At 73.5% G+C, this 14,692-nt stretch carries 13 protein-coding genes; 10 read left to right on the top strand and 3 right to left on the bottom strand.

The window, feature by feature from the left end:
• The first annotated feature begins 18 nt into the window (after positions 1-18).
• Positions 19-903 (top strand): succinate--CoA ligase subunit alpha, encoded by an 885-nt coding sequence (sucD, locus tag ACFYX4_RS07870; RefSeq protein ID WP_389327681.1) that lies wholly within the window; start codon positions 19-21, stop codon positions 901-903.
• Positions 904-1,107: 204 nt separating this feature from the next.
• Here sucD and ACFYX4_RS07865 read toward each other — a convergent pair whose 3' ends face one another.
• A complete protein-coding gene (locus tag ACFYX4_RS07865) occupies positions 1,108-2,325 on the bottom strand; it encodes a helix-turn-helix domain-containing protein (protein WP_389327678.1) in 1,218 nt (405 codons plus the stop codon).
• Between the two features lie 96 nt (positions 2,326-2,421).
• Here ACFYX4_RS07865 and ACFYX4_RS07860 point away from each other — a divergent pair, with 96 nt between their 5' ends.
• Positions 2,422-3,933 (top strand): DUF6350 family protein, encoded by a 1,512-nt coding sequence (locus ACFYX4_RS07860; protein ID WP_389327675.1) that lies wholly within the window; start codon positions 2,422-2,424, stop codon positions 3,931-3,933.
• Positions 3,934-4,104: 171 nt separating this feature from the next.
• Here the strand turns inward: ACFYX4_RS07860 and ACFYX4_RS07855 are convergent, their stop codons facing one another.
• Entirely contained in the window at positions 4,105-4,905 is an 801-nt protein-coding gene (locus ACFYX4_RS07855; RefSeq protein ID WP_389327672.1) for a hypothetical protein, read from the bottom strand.
• Positions 4,906-5,213: 308 nt separating this feature from the next.
• Between ACFYX4_RS07855 and purN the strand changes: the two genes are divergently transcribed.
• Both purN and purH read left to right on the top strand, forming a co-directional pair.
• A complete protein-coding gene (purN, locus tag ACFYX4_RS07850; protein WP_389327669.1) occupies positions 5,214-5,852 on the top strand; it encodes a phosphoribosylglycinamide formyltransferase in 639 nt (212 codons plus the stop codon).
• On the top strand, positions 5,849-7,429 hold the full coding sequence (gene purH, locus ACFYX4_RS07845; protein WP_389327666.1) for a bifunctional phosphoribosylaminoimidazolecarboxamide formyltransferase/IMP cyclohydrolase: 1,581 nt from the start codon (positions 5,849-5,851) through the stop codon (positions 7,427-7,429). Before purN ends, purH begins: the two co-directional genes overlap by 4 nt.
• Positions 7,430-7,565: 136 nt before the next feature.
• Here the strand turns inward: purH and ACFYX4_RS07840 are convergent, their stop codons facing one another.
• Positions 7,566-8,228 carry a proline-rich domain-containing protein gene (locus tag ACFYX4_RS07840; RefSeq protein ID WP_389327663.1) on the bottom strand — a complete coding sequence of 221 codons (663 nt, stop codon included), beginning with the start codon at positions 8,226-8,228 and terminating at the stop codon, positions 7,566-7,568.
• A 253-nt stretch (positions 8,229-8,481) separates the two neighbouring features.
• Here ACFYX4_RS07840 and ACFYX4_RS07835 point away from each other — a divergent pair, with 253 nt between their 5' ends.
• The 6 genes from ACFYX4_RS07835 to ACFYX4_RS07810 all read left to right on the top strand — a co-directional run bounded on the left by ACFYX4_RS07835 (position 8,482) and on the right by ACFYX4_RS07810 (position 14,670).
• Positions 8,482-9,336: a bifunctional methylenetetrahydrofolate dehydrogenase/methenyltetrahydrofolate cyclohydrolase gene (locus tag ACFYX4_RS07835; RefSeq protein WP_389327660.1), complete on the top strand. Its 855-nt coding sequence runs from the start codon at positions 8,482-8,484 to the stop codon at positions 9,334-9,336.
• A gap of 40 nt (positions 9,337-9,376) precedes the next feature.
• The gene (locus tag ACFYX4_RS07830; RefSeq protein ID WP_389327657.1) at positions 9,377-9,850 is read left to right on the top strand and encodes a DUF3017 domain-containing protein; all 474 of its coding nucleotides are present in this window, start codon (positions 9,377-9,379) and stop codon (positions 9,848-9,850) included.
• A gap of 258 nt (positions 9,851-10,108) precedes the next feature.
• The gene (locus ACFYX4_RS07825; RefSeq protein WP_389327653.1) at positions 10,109-10,588 is read left to right on the top strand and encodes a helix-turn-helix domain-containing protein; all 480 of its coding nucleotides are present in this window, start codon (positions 10,109-10,111) and stop codon (positions 10,586-10,588) included.
• A 53-nt stretch (positions 10,589-10,641) separates the two neighbouring features.
• Positions 10,642-11,565 (top strand): helix-turn-helix domain-containing protein, encoded by a 924-nt coding sequence (locus ACFYX4_RS07820; protein WP_389327650.1) that lies wholly within the window; start codon positions 10,642-10,644, stop codon positions 11,563-11,565.
• A 377-nt stretch (positions 11,566-11,942) separates the two neighbouring features.
• On the top strand, positions 11,943-12,932 hold the full coding sequence (locus tag ACFYX4_RS07815; RefSeq protein ID WP_389327647.1) for a malate dehydrogenase: 990 nt from the start codon (positions 11,943-11,945) through the stop codon (positions 12,930-12,932).
• 217 nt (positions 12,933-13,149) lie between these two features.
• Complete coding sequence (locus ACFYX4_RS07810) at positions 13,150-14,670, top strand: aldehyde dehydrogenase family protein (protein WP_389327644.1); 1,521 nt, start codon at positions 13,150-13,152, stop codon at positions 14,668-14,670.
• Positions 14,671-14,692: the final 22 nt, after the last annotated feature.

Here is a 14,692-nt window from a genome sequence, read left to right as displayed (position 1 = left end):
GACGAGGGACACACAGCCATGGCTATCTTCCTCAACAAGGACAGCAAGGTCATCGTCCAGGGCATGACCGGTGCCACGGGCATGAAGCACACCAAGCTCATGCTGGCCGACGGCACGAACATCGTCGGTGGCGTGAACCCCCGCAAGGCGGGCACGTCGGTCGACATCGACGGCAACGACATCCCGGTGTTCGGCACGGTCGCCGAGGCGATCGAGAAGACGGGCGCGAACGTATCCGTCCTCTTCGTCCCGCCGGCGTTCGCCAAGGCCGCCGTGGTCGAGGCGATCGACGCCGAGATCCCGCTCGCGGTCGTCATCACCGAGGGCATCGCGGTGCACGACTCGGCGGCGTTCTACGCGTACGCGGTCGAGAAGGGCAACAAGACCCGCATCATCGGTCCGAACTGCCCCGGTCTGATCACCCCCGGTCAGTCGAACGCCGGCATCATCCCGGGCGACATCACCAAGCCGGGCCGCATCGGCCTGGTATCGAAGTCCGGCACGCTGACGTACCAGATGATGTACGAGCTGCGGGACATCGGCTTCTCGTCCGCCGTCGGCATCGGTGGCGACCCGGTCATCGGCACGACGCACATCGACGCGCTCGCCGCGTTCGAGGCCGACCCCGACACCGACCTGATCGTGATGATCGGTGAGATCGGCGGCGACGCGGAGGAGCGGGCCGCGGCCTTCATCAAGGACAACGTGAAGAAGCCGGTCGTCGGCTACGTCGCGGGCTTCACCGCCCCCGAGGGCAAGACGATGGGTCACGCCGGCGCGATCGTGTCCGGGTCCTCCGGCACGGCCGCGGCGAAGAAGGAAGCCCTCGAGGCCGCCGGCGTCAAGGTGGGCAAGACGCCCACCGAGACGGCGAAGCTGGCGCGGGAGATCCTGGCCGGCTGAGGTTTCGGCTGCGCCGAGCTGTACGTGCGTGGGTGGGCCCGTTTCCCCTGGTGGGGGGCGGGCCCGCTCGCGTTTCCGAAGGTGCCGTTGCTTGAGGGGGGCACCCGGCGCTGGTGGCTGTGCCCACCCTCCCCCACTCTCGGCTTCGCTCGAGCGGGGGGACCCCCATCGCCCTGCGGAACGACTGCCCACAGCCGGGGGGAGCTATCGCGGTTCTGGGGTGAGTCTCTGGGGGCCGTGGGTCAGTTCTGCGCGGAGTTTGGCTCGCAGGGCGAGTTCCTTGTCGGAGAGAGCGCCGGGGGCCGCTCGCGGGGGGACTCCGGGGACCGTCTCGCCCGGCGGGACCGGGGGTTCGTACCGGGTGGGGGCCGTCTGGAGGGTCAGGGCCGTCGCGCTGATCAGGGCGACCGTGAACGCGATCGCCGCCCTCGTCCAGAACCGGGCCCGGCGTTCGCTGCCCATGCGGACGACCGACGGCTTGGCCGCGCGCAGGCGCTCCGCGGACGCCACCTCCGCCAGCCGGCGGTGCAGTCGGCCCGGGGCGGCCAGATCGGGCAGCCGGGCGCTGACCGCCTCGCGGGCGTGCAGCAGGCGGTTCGCGGTGGCGGGTGTGCTGGCCTCCGTCTCCGCCGCGGTCTCCGGCAGCCCGAGGCCGATCCCGTCGTAGAGCAGCAGGGTGCGGCGGTAGGACGGCGGGAGGGACAGGAGCACGTCCATCAGCGCGCGGTCGGCCGGGACGGCGGGCGGGGGCTCGGGGTTGCGGAAACGCGGGCGGAACTGGTGCCAGGGGGAGAGGGCGTACTCGTAGGTCGTCGCCCGTACCCAGCCCGCCGGGTCGGGGTCCACGGCCACCTCGGGCCAGCGATCCCAGGCGGTCTGGAAGGCCCGTTCGACCGATTCGCGCGCGAGTTCGCGGCGGCCGGTGAGGAGGTAGGCCTGGCGGACGAGGGAGGGGGCGCAGAAGGCGTAGAGGGCGTCGAAGGCCTGAGCGGGCGTCAGGGAAGGGGAGTCGGGGGCGGGGGAATGCGGTGGCCGCGGTGGTGCGGGGGTGGTCGGCGTCGGGCGGGGGCGCAGGGCGCGCGCGGGTGCTCGGCGGGGTGCGCGGGCGGAGGTGCGATCGGGCGTGCGATCGGGTGCGCGGGTGGGGGTCCGCTCGGGGTCGGTGCCGGTGGGGGGATCGACGAGCGTTGCGGTCACGGGGGGTTCGGGTTCCGGGGTGTCGGTGAGTGAGGCCAGCAGCTTCGCGTACGCCTCCCGTCTGCGGCCTCGTGGAGTCGTGCGGCCGGATTCCCACGCGCGCACCGTCTCCCGGGCGACGCCCAGTTGTGCGGCGAGCTGAGCCTGCGTCAGCGAGGCGCTCTCTCGCAGGCGTCGGCGCTCCTTGGGCGGGGGGAGCGGGGTGCCAGGGCTCTGGGTCGTCACCGTTCGCCCCTCCGTCCGAAAAAGTACATAAACGTATATTGGGCGACACAACGGCGGTTCGCCTATTACGACGGGAAAGCGCGTGTCGTTGGGACCATGACGGGCGTGATCCAGATGACCGCTCGCCGACCGTCGTCGTCGCCCCTGCGCACCCGGATGCTCGGCCGTGCGCCCGCGGGGTTGGGCACCAGCCTGCTCGGCGGGGTGCTGGCGGCCGGGCTGGGGCTCGGCGCGCTCGCCGTGCTCGCGACGATGCTGTGGATCAGTTCGCCGTATCCCGACAGCGGGCCGGGGGGCGCGTTGCGGGTCGCGGCCTCGCTGTGGGTGCTGGCCCACGGGGCGGAACTGGTGCGCGCGGACACGCTGTCCGGGGTTCCGGCGCCGGTGGGGGTCACGCCGTTGCTGCTGCTCGTGCTGCCGGTGTGGCTGGTGCACCGCGCGGCGCGGGACGCGGTGGACGGGGGCGGCGGCGGGTGCGAGGACGGGGAGAGCGGGAGCGTGCCGCTGGTGAGCGCGCGGACGGCGTGGGCGGGGGTCGTCGTCGGGTACCTCGCCGTGGGCGCGGGCGCCGTGGTGTACGCGGCGGGCGGGGCGTTGCGGCCGTCGTGGGGGTGGACCGTCGTGTGTGTGCCGGCCGTCGCGCTGGGGGCGGCGGGGGTGGGGGTCTGGACGGCGTACGGGCGTCCGCGCGGGCCCGTGGAGCGGGCGCTGCGGTGGATCCCGGGTGCGGGCGGGGCGCGGCGGTTCGTCCCCGGAGGAGGGCTCGGGGGCGGCCTCGGTGGAGGGCTCGCAGGAGGGCTCGGGGGAGAGGACGGGCGGGCGGGGGCGGTCGCCGTGCGGGCGGCCGGGGTCGGGGCGGCGGTGCTGGCCGGGGGCGGGGCGCTGCTCGTGGCGGTGTCGTCGGTGTGGCACCTCGGGGCCGCGCGAGGGGCGTTCGTGCAGCTCACGGAGGGGTGGTCGGGGCGGTTCGCGGTGCTGTTGCTGTGTGTGGCGCTGGTGCCGAACGCGGCGGTGTGGGGGGCGGCGTACGCGCTCGGGCCCGGGTTCGTGCTGGGGGCGGGGCATGTGGTGGGGCCGCTGGGGTCGGAGCCCGCGTCTTTGCTGCCGCCGTTCCCGCTGCTGGCGGCGGTGCCGGAGGCGGGGGCGGGGACCTGGCTGAACTGGGCGGCTCTGGTGGTGCCGGGGGTGGCGGGGGCGTTGGTGGGGTGGTTCGTGGGGCGGGGCGCGCGGGTGAAGGGCGCGGGCGCAGGGGCGGGTGACGCTTGGTCCTGGCGGGGGACCGTCGGGGTCGTGGTGCTGTCCGGGGTGGTGTGCGGGGTGGGGTTCGGGGTGCTTGCGGGGTTCGCCGGGGGGCCGCTGGGCGTGGAGGTGTTGGCCCGGTTCGGGCCGGTGTGGTGGCAGGTGGGGGGCGCCGTGGTGGTGTGGGTCGTGGGGGTGGGGGTGCCGGTGGCTCTGGGGGTGCGGGGGTGGCGGGGGCGGGGGGCGGCCGCGGGGGTGGGGGCTTGGCATGGGGAGGGTGCACGGGAGGTGCGGTGGGCCGCGTTGCGGGAGGTGGCGGAGGGGGAGGGGGAGGGGGAGGGGGAGGGGGGCGGGGGCGGGAGTCGGTGACGGGTGACCGTCGAGGGGGATTTCGCCCCCGCCGCCCCTTCCCTCCCCCACTCTCGGCTTCGCTCGAGCGGGGGGACCCCCATCGTCCCCGGGGGCTCCGCCCCCGGACCCCCGTTTCGGCCCTGAACGGGCCTCGTCCTCAAACGCCGGACGGGCTGAACTTGACCCTGCCTACGCGTTCGCGCCCAGCACGTCCCGCAGTTGTTCCGGCAGCAGTTCGTTGCATGCCTGCGTCGCCTCGTTCGTCAGGGCGTCGTTCGTGCAGGTGTAGTAGTCGCGGTAGACCAGCTGCGCGGTGAAGGTCGCGGCGACCAGGGTCAGGGCCAGGCCCGCCGTGACCAGGCCGCTGATCGCCGCCGTGCGCTGGGGGCGGCCGGTGGGCTCGGGGGGCTGCGGGACCGTCGGGTCCGGGGTGCGCGGCTTTGCGCGCAGGGCGCTGATGCCCCAGTGGACGGCGAGCGCGCCGAGCATCAGGGCGACGTAGGGCCAGCCGAAGAGGGCGAAGAAGAAGGCCCACATGCCGCACAGCAGCGCGTAGCGCGCCCGGCGCTGGGTCGGGTCCGTCGGGTCCCAGCGCGGGGGCGGCGTCTGACCGCCGGGGCCGCCCTCGGGTCCGCCGTCGGGACGCTCGCCGAAGCCGCCGGGGGCGCGGCCGGGCTGGCGGTCGCTCCACTGGCTGCCCCAGGGGGGACCTGCGGAGCCGGAGGGGTCGGAGGAGCCGTCGGGGTCGCCGCCCGGGGCCGGGTGGCGGGGCTGCCACGGGCGGTCGGGGGCGTTCTCCGGCGGCGGGGCGAAGGGGTTGTCGTCCGTGGACGGGGACGCGGGGCGGGCGTCCTCGGGGGCGCCGTCGCCACGGGCGGAGGGCGCGTCGGGCGGGGTCGTTGGGCGCTCCCGCAGCAGCACGGCGCCGCGCTCCCCTCCCTGCGGTGACAGCGGGGGGAGCGTGAGGAGTCGCAGACTGCGGTCCGGCATCAAGTGAGCGTCTTCCCCTAGGTGATCACGGTTGCGGATGTGGGTGGTCGTCGGCGACCACGGCTGCACCCGCGGCCTCCTGCGGCCGCCGATGCGCGCGGTCACTTCGAGAACGCACCGCACGGCGGTCGCGTTCCCGCGCCCGCTCGACCCAGACGCTACCTTCCGGCCACGCCCCCGTCCCGAGGGGGCCGTCCGGTGTGCCGGTATCGTTGCTGACGGTCGGCCGGTTCGTAGACTTCCCCGTATCCCGGGGCGCGATGCATTCGTACGACCCTACAAACGCTCTCCCGAGAAAGGGCCCCGCCGTGGCCGCCAAGCCCGTGGCCGAGCCGGCCAAGCGCCTTGTCGTGCTGGTCTCCGGATCCGGCACGAACCTTCAGGCGCTGCTCGACGAGATCGCCGCCGCCGGCGTCGAGGCCTACGGCGCCGAGGTCGTGGCCGTCGGAGCCGACCGCGAGGGCGTCGAGGGGCTCGCTCGGGCCGAGCGCGCCGGGATCCCCACCTTCGTGCGGAAGGTGAAGGACTACGGCACGCGCGAGGAGTGGGACGCCGCCCTCGCCGAGGCCGTCGCCGGTCACGAGCCCGACCTCGTCGTCTCCGCCGGGTTCATGAAGATCGTGGGCAAGGAGTTCCTGGCGCGGTTCGGCGGGCGGTTCGTCAACACGCACCCGGCCCTCCTCCCCAGTTTTCCCGGCGCCCACGGCGTCCGTGACGCGCTCGCGTACGGCGCCAGGGTCACCGGCTGCACCGTCCACTTCGTCGACGACGGCGTCGACACCGGCCCGATCATCGCCCAGGGCGTGGTCGAGGTCCGGGACGAGGACGACGAGAGCGCGCTGCACGAGCGCATCAAGGAAGTCGAGCGAAGGCTGCTCGTCGAGGTCGTGGGGCGGCTCGCCCGCAACGGCTATCGCATTGAGGGACGAAAGGTAGTTATCCAGTGACCGCCGACAGCACTGTCACGGCAGAGAGCGGCAAGCGGGGCATCCGTCGCGCGCTCGTCAGCGTCTACGACAAGACCGGTCTGGAAGAGCTCGCGCGCGGGCTGCACGAGAGCGGTGTCGAGCTCGTCTCCACCGGGTCCACGGCCTCCCGCATCGCCGCCGCCGGCGTCCCCGTCACCAAGGTCGAGGAGCTCACCGGCTTCCCCGAGTGCCTCGACGGCCGGGTCAAGACCCTGCACCCCAAGGTCCACGCCGGCATCCTCGCCGACCTGCGGCTCGACAGCCACCGCGAGCAGCTCGCCGAGCTGGGCGTCGAGCCGTTCGACCTGGTCGTCGTCAACCTCTACCCGTTCCGGGAGACCGTCGCCTCGGGGGCCTCGCCCGACGAGTGCGTCGAGCAGATCGACATCGGCGGGCCGTCCATGGTGCGCGCCGCCGCGAAGAACCACCCGTCGGTGGCCGTCGTCACCAGCCCGGCCCGGTACGCCGACGTCCTCGCCGCAGTGCAGGCCGGCGGCTTCGACCTGACCACCCGCAAGCGGCTCGCCGCCGAGGCCTTCCAGCACACCGCCGCCTACGACGTGGCGGTCGCCTCCTGGTTCGCCTCCTCCTACGCGCCCGTCGACGAGTCGCGCTTCCCCGACTTCCTCGGCGCCACCTGGGAGCGCAAGAGCACCCTGCGCTACGGCGAGAACCCGCACCAGCCCGCCGCCCTCTACGTGGACGGCGGCGGCGGTCTCGCCGAGGCCGAGCAGCTGCACGGCAAGGAGATGTCGTACAACAACTACACGGACACGGACGCCGCGCGCCGTGCCGCGTACGACCACGACGAGCCCGCCGTCGCGATCATCAAGCACGCCAACCCCTGCGGCATCGCGGTCGGCGCGGACGTCGCCGAGGCGCACCGCAAGGCGCACGCGTGCGACCCGCTGTCGGCCTTCGGCGGGGTCATCGCCGTCAACCGGCCGGTCAGCAAGGAGCTGGCGGAGCAGGTCGCCGAGATCTTCACCGAGGTCATCGTCGCGCCCGACTACGAGGACGGCGCCCTGGAGGCCCTCGCGAAGAAGAAGAACATCCGTGTGCTGAAGGCCCCGGGCGCGCCCGCGAACCCCGTCGAGATCAAGCCCGTCGACGGCGGCGCGCTGCTCCAGGTGACGGACCGGCTCCAGGCCGACGGCGACGACCCCGCCCACTGGACCCTCGCGGCCGGGGACGCCCTCTCCGCCGACGAGCTGGCCGAGCTGGCGTTCGCCTGGAAGGCCTGCCGGGCCGTGAAGTCCAACGCCATCCTGCTCGCCAAGGACGGCGCCTCCGTCGGCGTCGGCATGGGGCAGGTCAACCGGGTCGACTCCGCGAAGCTCGCGGTCGAGCGGGCCGGCGCCGAGCGCGCGCAGGGCGCGTACGCCGCGTCCGACGCGTTCTTCCCCTTCCCGGACGGGCTGGAGATCCTCACCGAGGCCGGCGTCAAGGCCGTGGTGCAGCCGGGCGGTTCGGTCCGCGACGAGCAGGTCGTCGAGGCCGCGCGGAAGGCGGGCGTGACGATGTACTTCACCGGGACGCGGCACTTCTTCCACTGAGCCCGCAAGTTCCACTGAGCCCGCAAGAGCCTCACCGGCAGCCGGCCCCACAGCCGGCCGGATGAGCCGCGGACGGACCGAAGGGCCGTGCCCGCCCCCGCTCGGGGGCCGGGCACGGCCCTTCGGCCGGTGGTCGTCAGTGGCGCGGGCGGCGGAACCACTCCGCGGTCGGCCGCTTCGCCGAGAAGACGATGAGCATGATCGCGACGGCCATGAGGAGCAGCCCGAGCCCGTAGGCCGTGAGCATGAAGATCCCGGTGACGATGGCGAACGAGCCGTAGACGATCGAGCACACGCGCACGCCGTTGCCGCCCTTGGCGTACTGGAGCAGCAGCACGAGGCCCAGCACCGCGAACACGATGGCCAGGCAGGCGAAGAAGACGACGACGCCCTTGCCGATGTCGGCGAACTGCTCGGCGTTCGCGTCGCCGCTGATGCCCGCGTCGGCCATCTCCTCGTCCCACCGGGACAGCACCCAGAAGTAGGAGCCGGCGACGATGACGTGCGCCAGGACGACCAGGCCCAGCATGATGCGCGCCGCGCGCGTGATGCCCGGCATCGTCTGCGGACCGCCGTGGTAGCCGCCCCCCTGGTAGTGCGGGTCGGCGCCTCCCGGGTACTGCGGGTAGCCCTGCTGCGGGTACGGCGGCGCCTGCGGCACTCCGTAGCCCTGCGGGGGCGGGCCCTGCTGCGGATAGCCGTAGCCGGGACCGGCCGGAGGCTGGGGCTGGGGCTGCGGGGCCGACGGGGGCTGCTGCTGCGGCGGCCCGTAGGGGTTGTTCGGCTCGCCGAAACTCATGGCGGTCCTTCCTCCGTGTCACTCGTGTGCGGGGACGACGCGCGGCACGGTGCGGAGGAAACATCCCTACAGATGCGGTGCGTCCCCCCGGTACTGCCCGCGGCACTGTCCGTCAATCGTTCAGCAGCGGCGGGAGCGTTGTCCAGCGGCATCGCACACACGTTGTGCAAGTGCAACCTCGTGATCACTGTCCGGGGCCGGGCGGGCTCCCCCGGATTGGAACCGGGAGGGCGTCATCCGGGAGGATGGGTCCATGAGCGCCCAGCTTCTCGATGGCAAGGCCACCGCAGCCGAGATCAAGTCGGATCTGACCGCCCGCGTGGCGGCGCTGAAGGGGAAGGGCGTCACGCCCGGCCTCGGCACGATCCTCGTCGGGGACGACCCCGGCAGCCAGAAGTACGTCGCCGGCAAGCACCGCGACTGCGCCGAGGTCGGCATCGCCTCCATCCAGCGCGAGCTGCCCGGCACGGCGACGCAGGAGGAGATCGAGGCGGTCGTCCGCGAGCTGAACGACGACCCCGCCTGCACCGGTTACATCGTGCAGCTGCCGCTGCCCCGGGGCGTCGACGAGAACCGGATCCTGGAGCTGATGGACCCGGCCAAGGACGCCGACGGCCTGCACCCGATGAACCTCGGCCGGCTGGTCCTGAACGAGCCCGCACCGCTGCCCTGCACGCCCCACGGCATCCTCACGCTGCTGCGCCGGCACGGCGTCGAGATCAAGGGCGCCGAGGTCGTGGTCGTCGGCCGCGGGGTCACCATCGGCCGCCCGATGCCGCTGCTGCTGACGCGGCGCAGCGAGAACGCCACGGTCACGCAGTGCCACACGGGGACGCGCGACCTGTCGGCGCACCTCAAGCGCGCGGACATCATCGTCGCCGCCGCCGGGTCCGCCCACCTGGTCCGGCCCGAGGACGTCAAGCCGGGCGCGGCCGTCCTCGACGTCGGCGTCTCCCGCAACGCCGAGGGGCGGATCGTGGGCGACGTCCACCCGGACGTCCGCGAGGTCGCCGGCTGGATCTCCCCCAACCCGGGCGGGGTCGGCCCCATGACCCGCGCGCAACTGCTCGTCAACGTGGTCGAGGCGGCGGAGCGCAGTGCCGGCTGAGAACGCGCAGAAGCCGGAGAACGCCGCGAGCACGGAGCCCGTGAGCACGCAGCACAACGAGGCGTTCGAGGAACCGGTCGTCAGCGACCCCGTCAGCGCGCCCGACGCCGAGGGCGTCCCGCGCCGCACCACGCGCCGCTTCCCGCTGTTCACCCGGGACACCGCGCGTCCCGAGGGCGGTGGCCGGGCCGCGCCCCGCGACGCCCCGGCGCCGGCGCGGCAGTGGCCGATGCTCGCCGTCCTGGCGATGGTCGCGCTGGGGCTGCTGATCACCGCGTTCGACCTCTTCCGGGTCGGCATCATCCTCATCGGCGCCGCGCTGCTCACCGGAGCCGTGCTGCGCTGGCTCCTGCCCGGCGTCGGCATGCTCGCCGTCCGGTCCCGCTTCACCGACATAGCGACGTACGGCGTGCTCGGCGGGACGATCGTCCTGCTGGCGCTGATGGCGCAGCCGGACCCGTGGCTCCAGATCCCGTTCCTGAAGGACACCCTGCACTTCACCGTCAGCAACTGACCCTCGCGCGGCGCCCATTGAGGCGTCCGACGTGACCGGCGGCCCGTCCTCTCCCCCGAGCGGGGACGGGCCGCCGACGCGTTCCACGCTCCCGCACCCGCGGCGGCCGGTTCAATGGCTGTCCGTCCGCTGTGGCGCAGCGGTGACGGTTCCGCCATCGTGTGTCCGCCCGGCCACAGTCCCGGCGATCCGGGCCCTCGCGGGAACCGGCCGGTCGCCGGACGTCGTCCCCCCAACGGACCGAAGGGGAGGTGGGCGATGGGCGCCTGGCAGCCGTTGCCGGACGACCTGCCGTCGGAGGTGCGGCACTTCGTCGAGCAGTTGCGGCAGTTGAAGGACGGCACGGGCCTCAGCCTGGCCGCGCTCGCCGCCCGCACCGCCTACAGCAAGTCCTCCTGGCAGCGCTACCTCAACGCCGTCCAGCCGCCGCCCCGGCAGGCCGTCGCCGCGCTGTGCCGGGTGGCGGGCGTGGCCGGCGCGGATGCCGAACGCCACACCGTGCGCTGGGAACTGGCCGTCGAGGCCTGGCCCCGGCCGTCCCCGCCGCCGCTCGCGGCGACCGCAGGCGAGGCCGGGGCGTACGAGGAAGTCCCCACGGTCCCCTGGTGGGACCGGCTGGAGGAGCCGCCGCGGTCGCCGCGGCCCCGGGCGGCCGGGCGGCGGCTGCTGCTCACCGCCGTTCTGCTGCTGCTCGCCGTGCTGCTCACCGCCGTGGGGGGAGCGGTGGTGTTCGGCTGAGCGATACCGTTGCTCAACGGTCAAACGGGGCATGACGGATGAAGGGGGGACCGATGCCTCATCGGAGGGACCTTCCGGACGAACTCGACCCGCAGGTGCGGGAGTTCGCCCGTCGGCTACGACAGCTCGTGGACGACGCCGGTCTGAGCGTCGCCACGCTCGCCGACCGCACCGGGTACGGCAGGGCGTTCTGGGAGCGGTACCTGAGCGGAGGGCTGCTCGCCCCCAAGGGCGCGGTCATCGCCCTCGCCGAGGTCACCGGCGCGGACCCGGCCCGCCTGATCCCGCTCTGGGAGCGGACGGAACGCGCCTGGAGCCGAGCGGAGCCACGTGACGCCTTCCCCTCGAAGCCCGCCCCCCTCGCCCACCCGGACCCGCCTCCCAGGGCTCCCTCACCCCAACCGCCGCCCCCCGCACGGCAGTCACCGCCCCCTGCACCGCAGTCACCGCCCCCCGCACGGCCCCGCCCCGGCATGTTCCTCGCCGGTGTGGTCGGAGTGGTGATCGTCGCCGTGGGGGGCTTCCTTCTCACCGATGCCGACGGTGACGGCGGCGACGGCGGTGACGGCGGCCGTCGGGGCGGTGAGCGGGTGGGTGCCGTGTCGCCCTCGGGGGTCCCCGGTCCGTCCGCGCCCCTCCCCGTCGGTGTGCTGTGCTTCGGGGGCGGCTGTACCGGCAAGGACGCGGAGGCGATGGGGTGCAGCGGTGATCTGGCCGCCACCGCGAAGGACGTGACCGTCGGCGGCACGCTGCTGGAGGTCCGCTACAGCCGGACCTGCGGCGCGGCCTGGGGCCGGATCACTCGGGCGGGACTCGGCGACGAGGTGCGGGTGACCGTCGGCGCGGTGCGGTACGCCGGGAGCGTCACGACCGCCGGCGACGCCATCGCGTACACCTCGATGATCGCGGTGCGGGATCCGGCCGAGGCCCGCGCCTGCGCGGTGCTCGCCTCGGGCCGAGAGGGCTGTACCCCGTGAGGGCTGCACCCCCTACTCCACCCGGGTGACTCCGGCGAGAAAAGCCGGCCGTGCGGGATTAACCGAGCCGCGCCTGGGCACGCGAACCGTACCCCCACGGGAGTCCGGCCCCCCGGCCCCCCACCCGGCGGCCGCTCGATCCCCTCTCCCGGACCGGCGGCCGCCGTTTCGTGTGCGGCGGGCGGCGGGCGGCGGGCGGTGTGGCGGGCGGTGTGGTGACGGTCTGTGGGCTGGGCCACACAACCCCGGACGTCCGGGATCCCGGATGCGCGATAGCCTGACCGCTGGATGGATCTCTTGGTATCAAGAGATCGATCATCTGTACGTCCCACCCGGGGCAGGGACGCCCCGCCGCCAGCTGTCATACGGAGAACGCCATGACCCGCACTCCCGTGAACGTCACCGTCACCGGCGCGGCCGGCCAGATCGGTTACGCCCTGCTCTTCCGCATCGCCTCCGGCCAGCTGCTCGGCGCGGACGTGCCGGTCAAGCTGCGCCTGCTGGAGATCACCCCGGCGCTCAAGGCCGCCGAGGGCACGGCCATGGAGCTGGACGACTCCGCGTTCCCGCTGCTCCAGGGCATCGAGATCACCGACGACCCGAACGTCGCCTTCGACGGCGCCAACGTCGGTCTCCTCGTCGGCGCCCGCCCCCGCACCAAGGGCATGGAGCGCGGCGACCTCCTGGAGGCCAACGGCGGCATCTTCAAGCCGCAGGGCAAGGCCATCAACGACCACGCCGCGGACGACATCCGGGTCCTGGTCGTCGGCAACCCGGCCAACACCAACGCGCTGATCGCCCAGGCCGCCGCGCCCGACGTACCGGCCGAGCGCTTCACCGCGATGACCCGCCTCGACCACAACCGCGCGCTGACCCAGCTCGCGAAGAAGACGGGCTCCACGGTCGCCGACATCAAGCGTCTGACCATCTGGGGCAACCACTCCGCCACGCAGTACCCGGACATCTTCCACGCCACCGTCGCCGGCAAGAACGCCGCCGAGCTCGTGAACGACGAGAAGTGGCTGGCCGAGGACTTCATCCCGACCGTCGCCAAGCGCGGCGCCGCCATCATCGAGGCCCGCGGGGCCTCGTCGGCCGCCTCCGCCGCCAACGCCGCCATCGACCACGTCTACTCGTGGGTCAACGGCACGGCCGAGGGCGACTGGGTCTCCATGGGCATCCCGTCGGACGGCTCCTACGGCGTCGCCGAGGGCCTGATCTCCTCCTTCCCGGTCACCGTCAAGGACGGCAAGTACGAGATCGTCCAGGGCCTGGAGATCAACGAGTTCTCCCGCGCCCGCATCGACGCCTCCGTCAAGGAGCTGGAGGAGGAGCGCGAGGCGGTCCGCGCGCTCGGCCTCATCTGAGCTTCCGCTGCTTGAACCGATCCCCGGGCGGTGCTACCGCCCGGGGATCGGTCATGTCTGATTTGTCCCGCTTCCTACCCATCTCACGTGACACGGCGCACTTTCGGCCAAGGATTGCGCATGCAATCCGAGCCTCGGGGCATGCGGTCACGCGTCCCGGTGAGTCACACGCGTGTGACGCACCGGCAGTGAACAGGAACGGAAGGCAATCCCGATCATGGCGGACAACACAGAACCCCAGGCGCGGAAGACCATCCACGTGGACGGAGAATGGCGTGAAGCCGTGTCCGGCGCCACACGCGAGATCCTCGACCCCGCGGACGCCCTGCCCTTCGCCGTGGTCGCGGAGGGCGACGAGAAGGACACCGACCTCGCGGTCGCGGCCGCACGCCGGGCCTTCGACCACGGCCCCTGGCCGCACACCCCGGCCGCCGACCGCGCGGCCCTGCTGCGCCGCGTCGCCGACCTCCTCAGCCGGGACCGCGAGCGGCTCGGCCTGCTGGAGAGCCGGGACGCGGGCAAGACCGTCGAGGAGGGCCGCGTCGACATCGACTGCGTCGCCGACGCCTTCCGCTACTTCGCCGACCTCGTCGCCGCCGAGGCCCCCGGCCGGGTCGTCGACGCGGGTTCGCCCGACGTCCACAGCGTCGTCGTGCACGAGCCGATAGGTGTCTGCGCGCTGATCACCCCCTGGAACTACCCCCTCCTCCAGGCCAGTTGGAAGATCGCGCCGGCGCTCGCCGCGGGCGACACCTTCGTGGTCAAGCCGAGCGAGATCACCCCGCTGACGACCGTCGCGCTCATCGACCTGCTGGCCGAGGCCGGACTGCCCGCCGGCGTCGCCAACATCGTCACCGGCCCCGGCCACACCGTCGGCGCCCGACTCGCCGAGCACCCCGACGTCGACCTCGTCTCCTTCACCGGCGGCCTGATCAGCGGCACCAAGGTCGCGCAGGCCGCCGCCCCCTCCGTCAAGAAGGTCGCACTCGAACTCGGCGGCAAGAACCCCAACGTCGTCTTCGCCGACGCCTGCGCGACGGAGGAGGGCTTCGACACCGCCGTCGACCAGGCCCTCAACGCGGCCTTCATCCACAGCGGCCAGGTCTGCTCGGCGGGCGCCCGGCTCATCGTCGAGGAGTCCGTCCGCGACCGCTTCGTCGACGAACTCGCGCGCCGGGCCGGGAAGATCCGCCTCGGCCGCGGCACCGAGGACGGCGTCGAGTGCGGCCCCCTCGTCTCCGAGCAGCAGCGCGCCAAGGTCGAGGACTTCGTCGAGTCGGCGCTCAAGGAGGGCGCGGTGCTGCGCTCCGGCGGCCGGCGGCCCGACCCCTCCCCGGAGCGGCCCGAGAACGGCTACTTCTACGAGCCGACCGTCCTCGACCACTGCCACCGCGAGATGAGGGTCGTCCGGGAGGAGGTCTTCGGACCCGTCCTCACCGTCGAGACCTTCCGCACCGAGGACGAGGCCGTCGCCCTCGCCAACGACACCGAGTACGGGCTCGCAGGCGGCGTGTGGACCTCCGACGCGGGCCGCGCCCGCCGGGTCGCCGCCCGGCTGCGCCACGGCACCGTCTGGATCAACGACTTCCACCCCTACCTGCCGCAGGCGGAGTGGGGCGGCTTCGGCAAGAGCGGCGTCGGCCGTGAACTCGGCCCCGCCGGGCTCGCCGAGTACCGCGAGGCCAAGCACGTCTACCAGAACCTCGCCCCCAAGCCCGTCCGCTGGTTCGCCGGCTGAGCCGACCCGCCGCGCACGACGG

This window comes from Streptomyces sp. NPDC002328 (assembly GCF_042890065.1).
In the GTDB taxonomy this organism is placed as follows: domain Bacteria; phylum Actinomycetota; class Actinomycetes; order Streptomycetales; family Streptomycetaceae; genus Streptomyces.
Note: the sequence above shows the minus strand (reverse complement) of the source record. Positions and strands in the feature narration are given on the sequence as shown.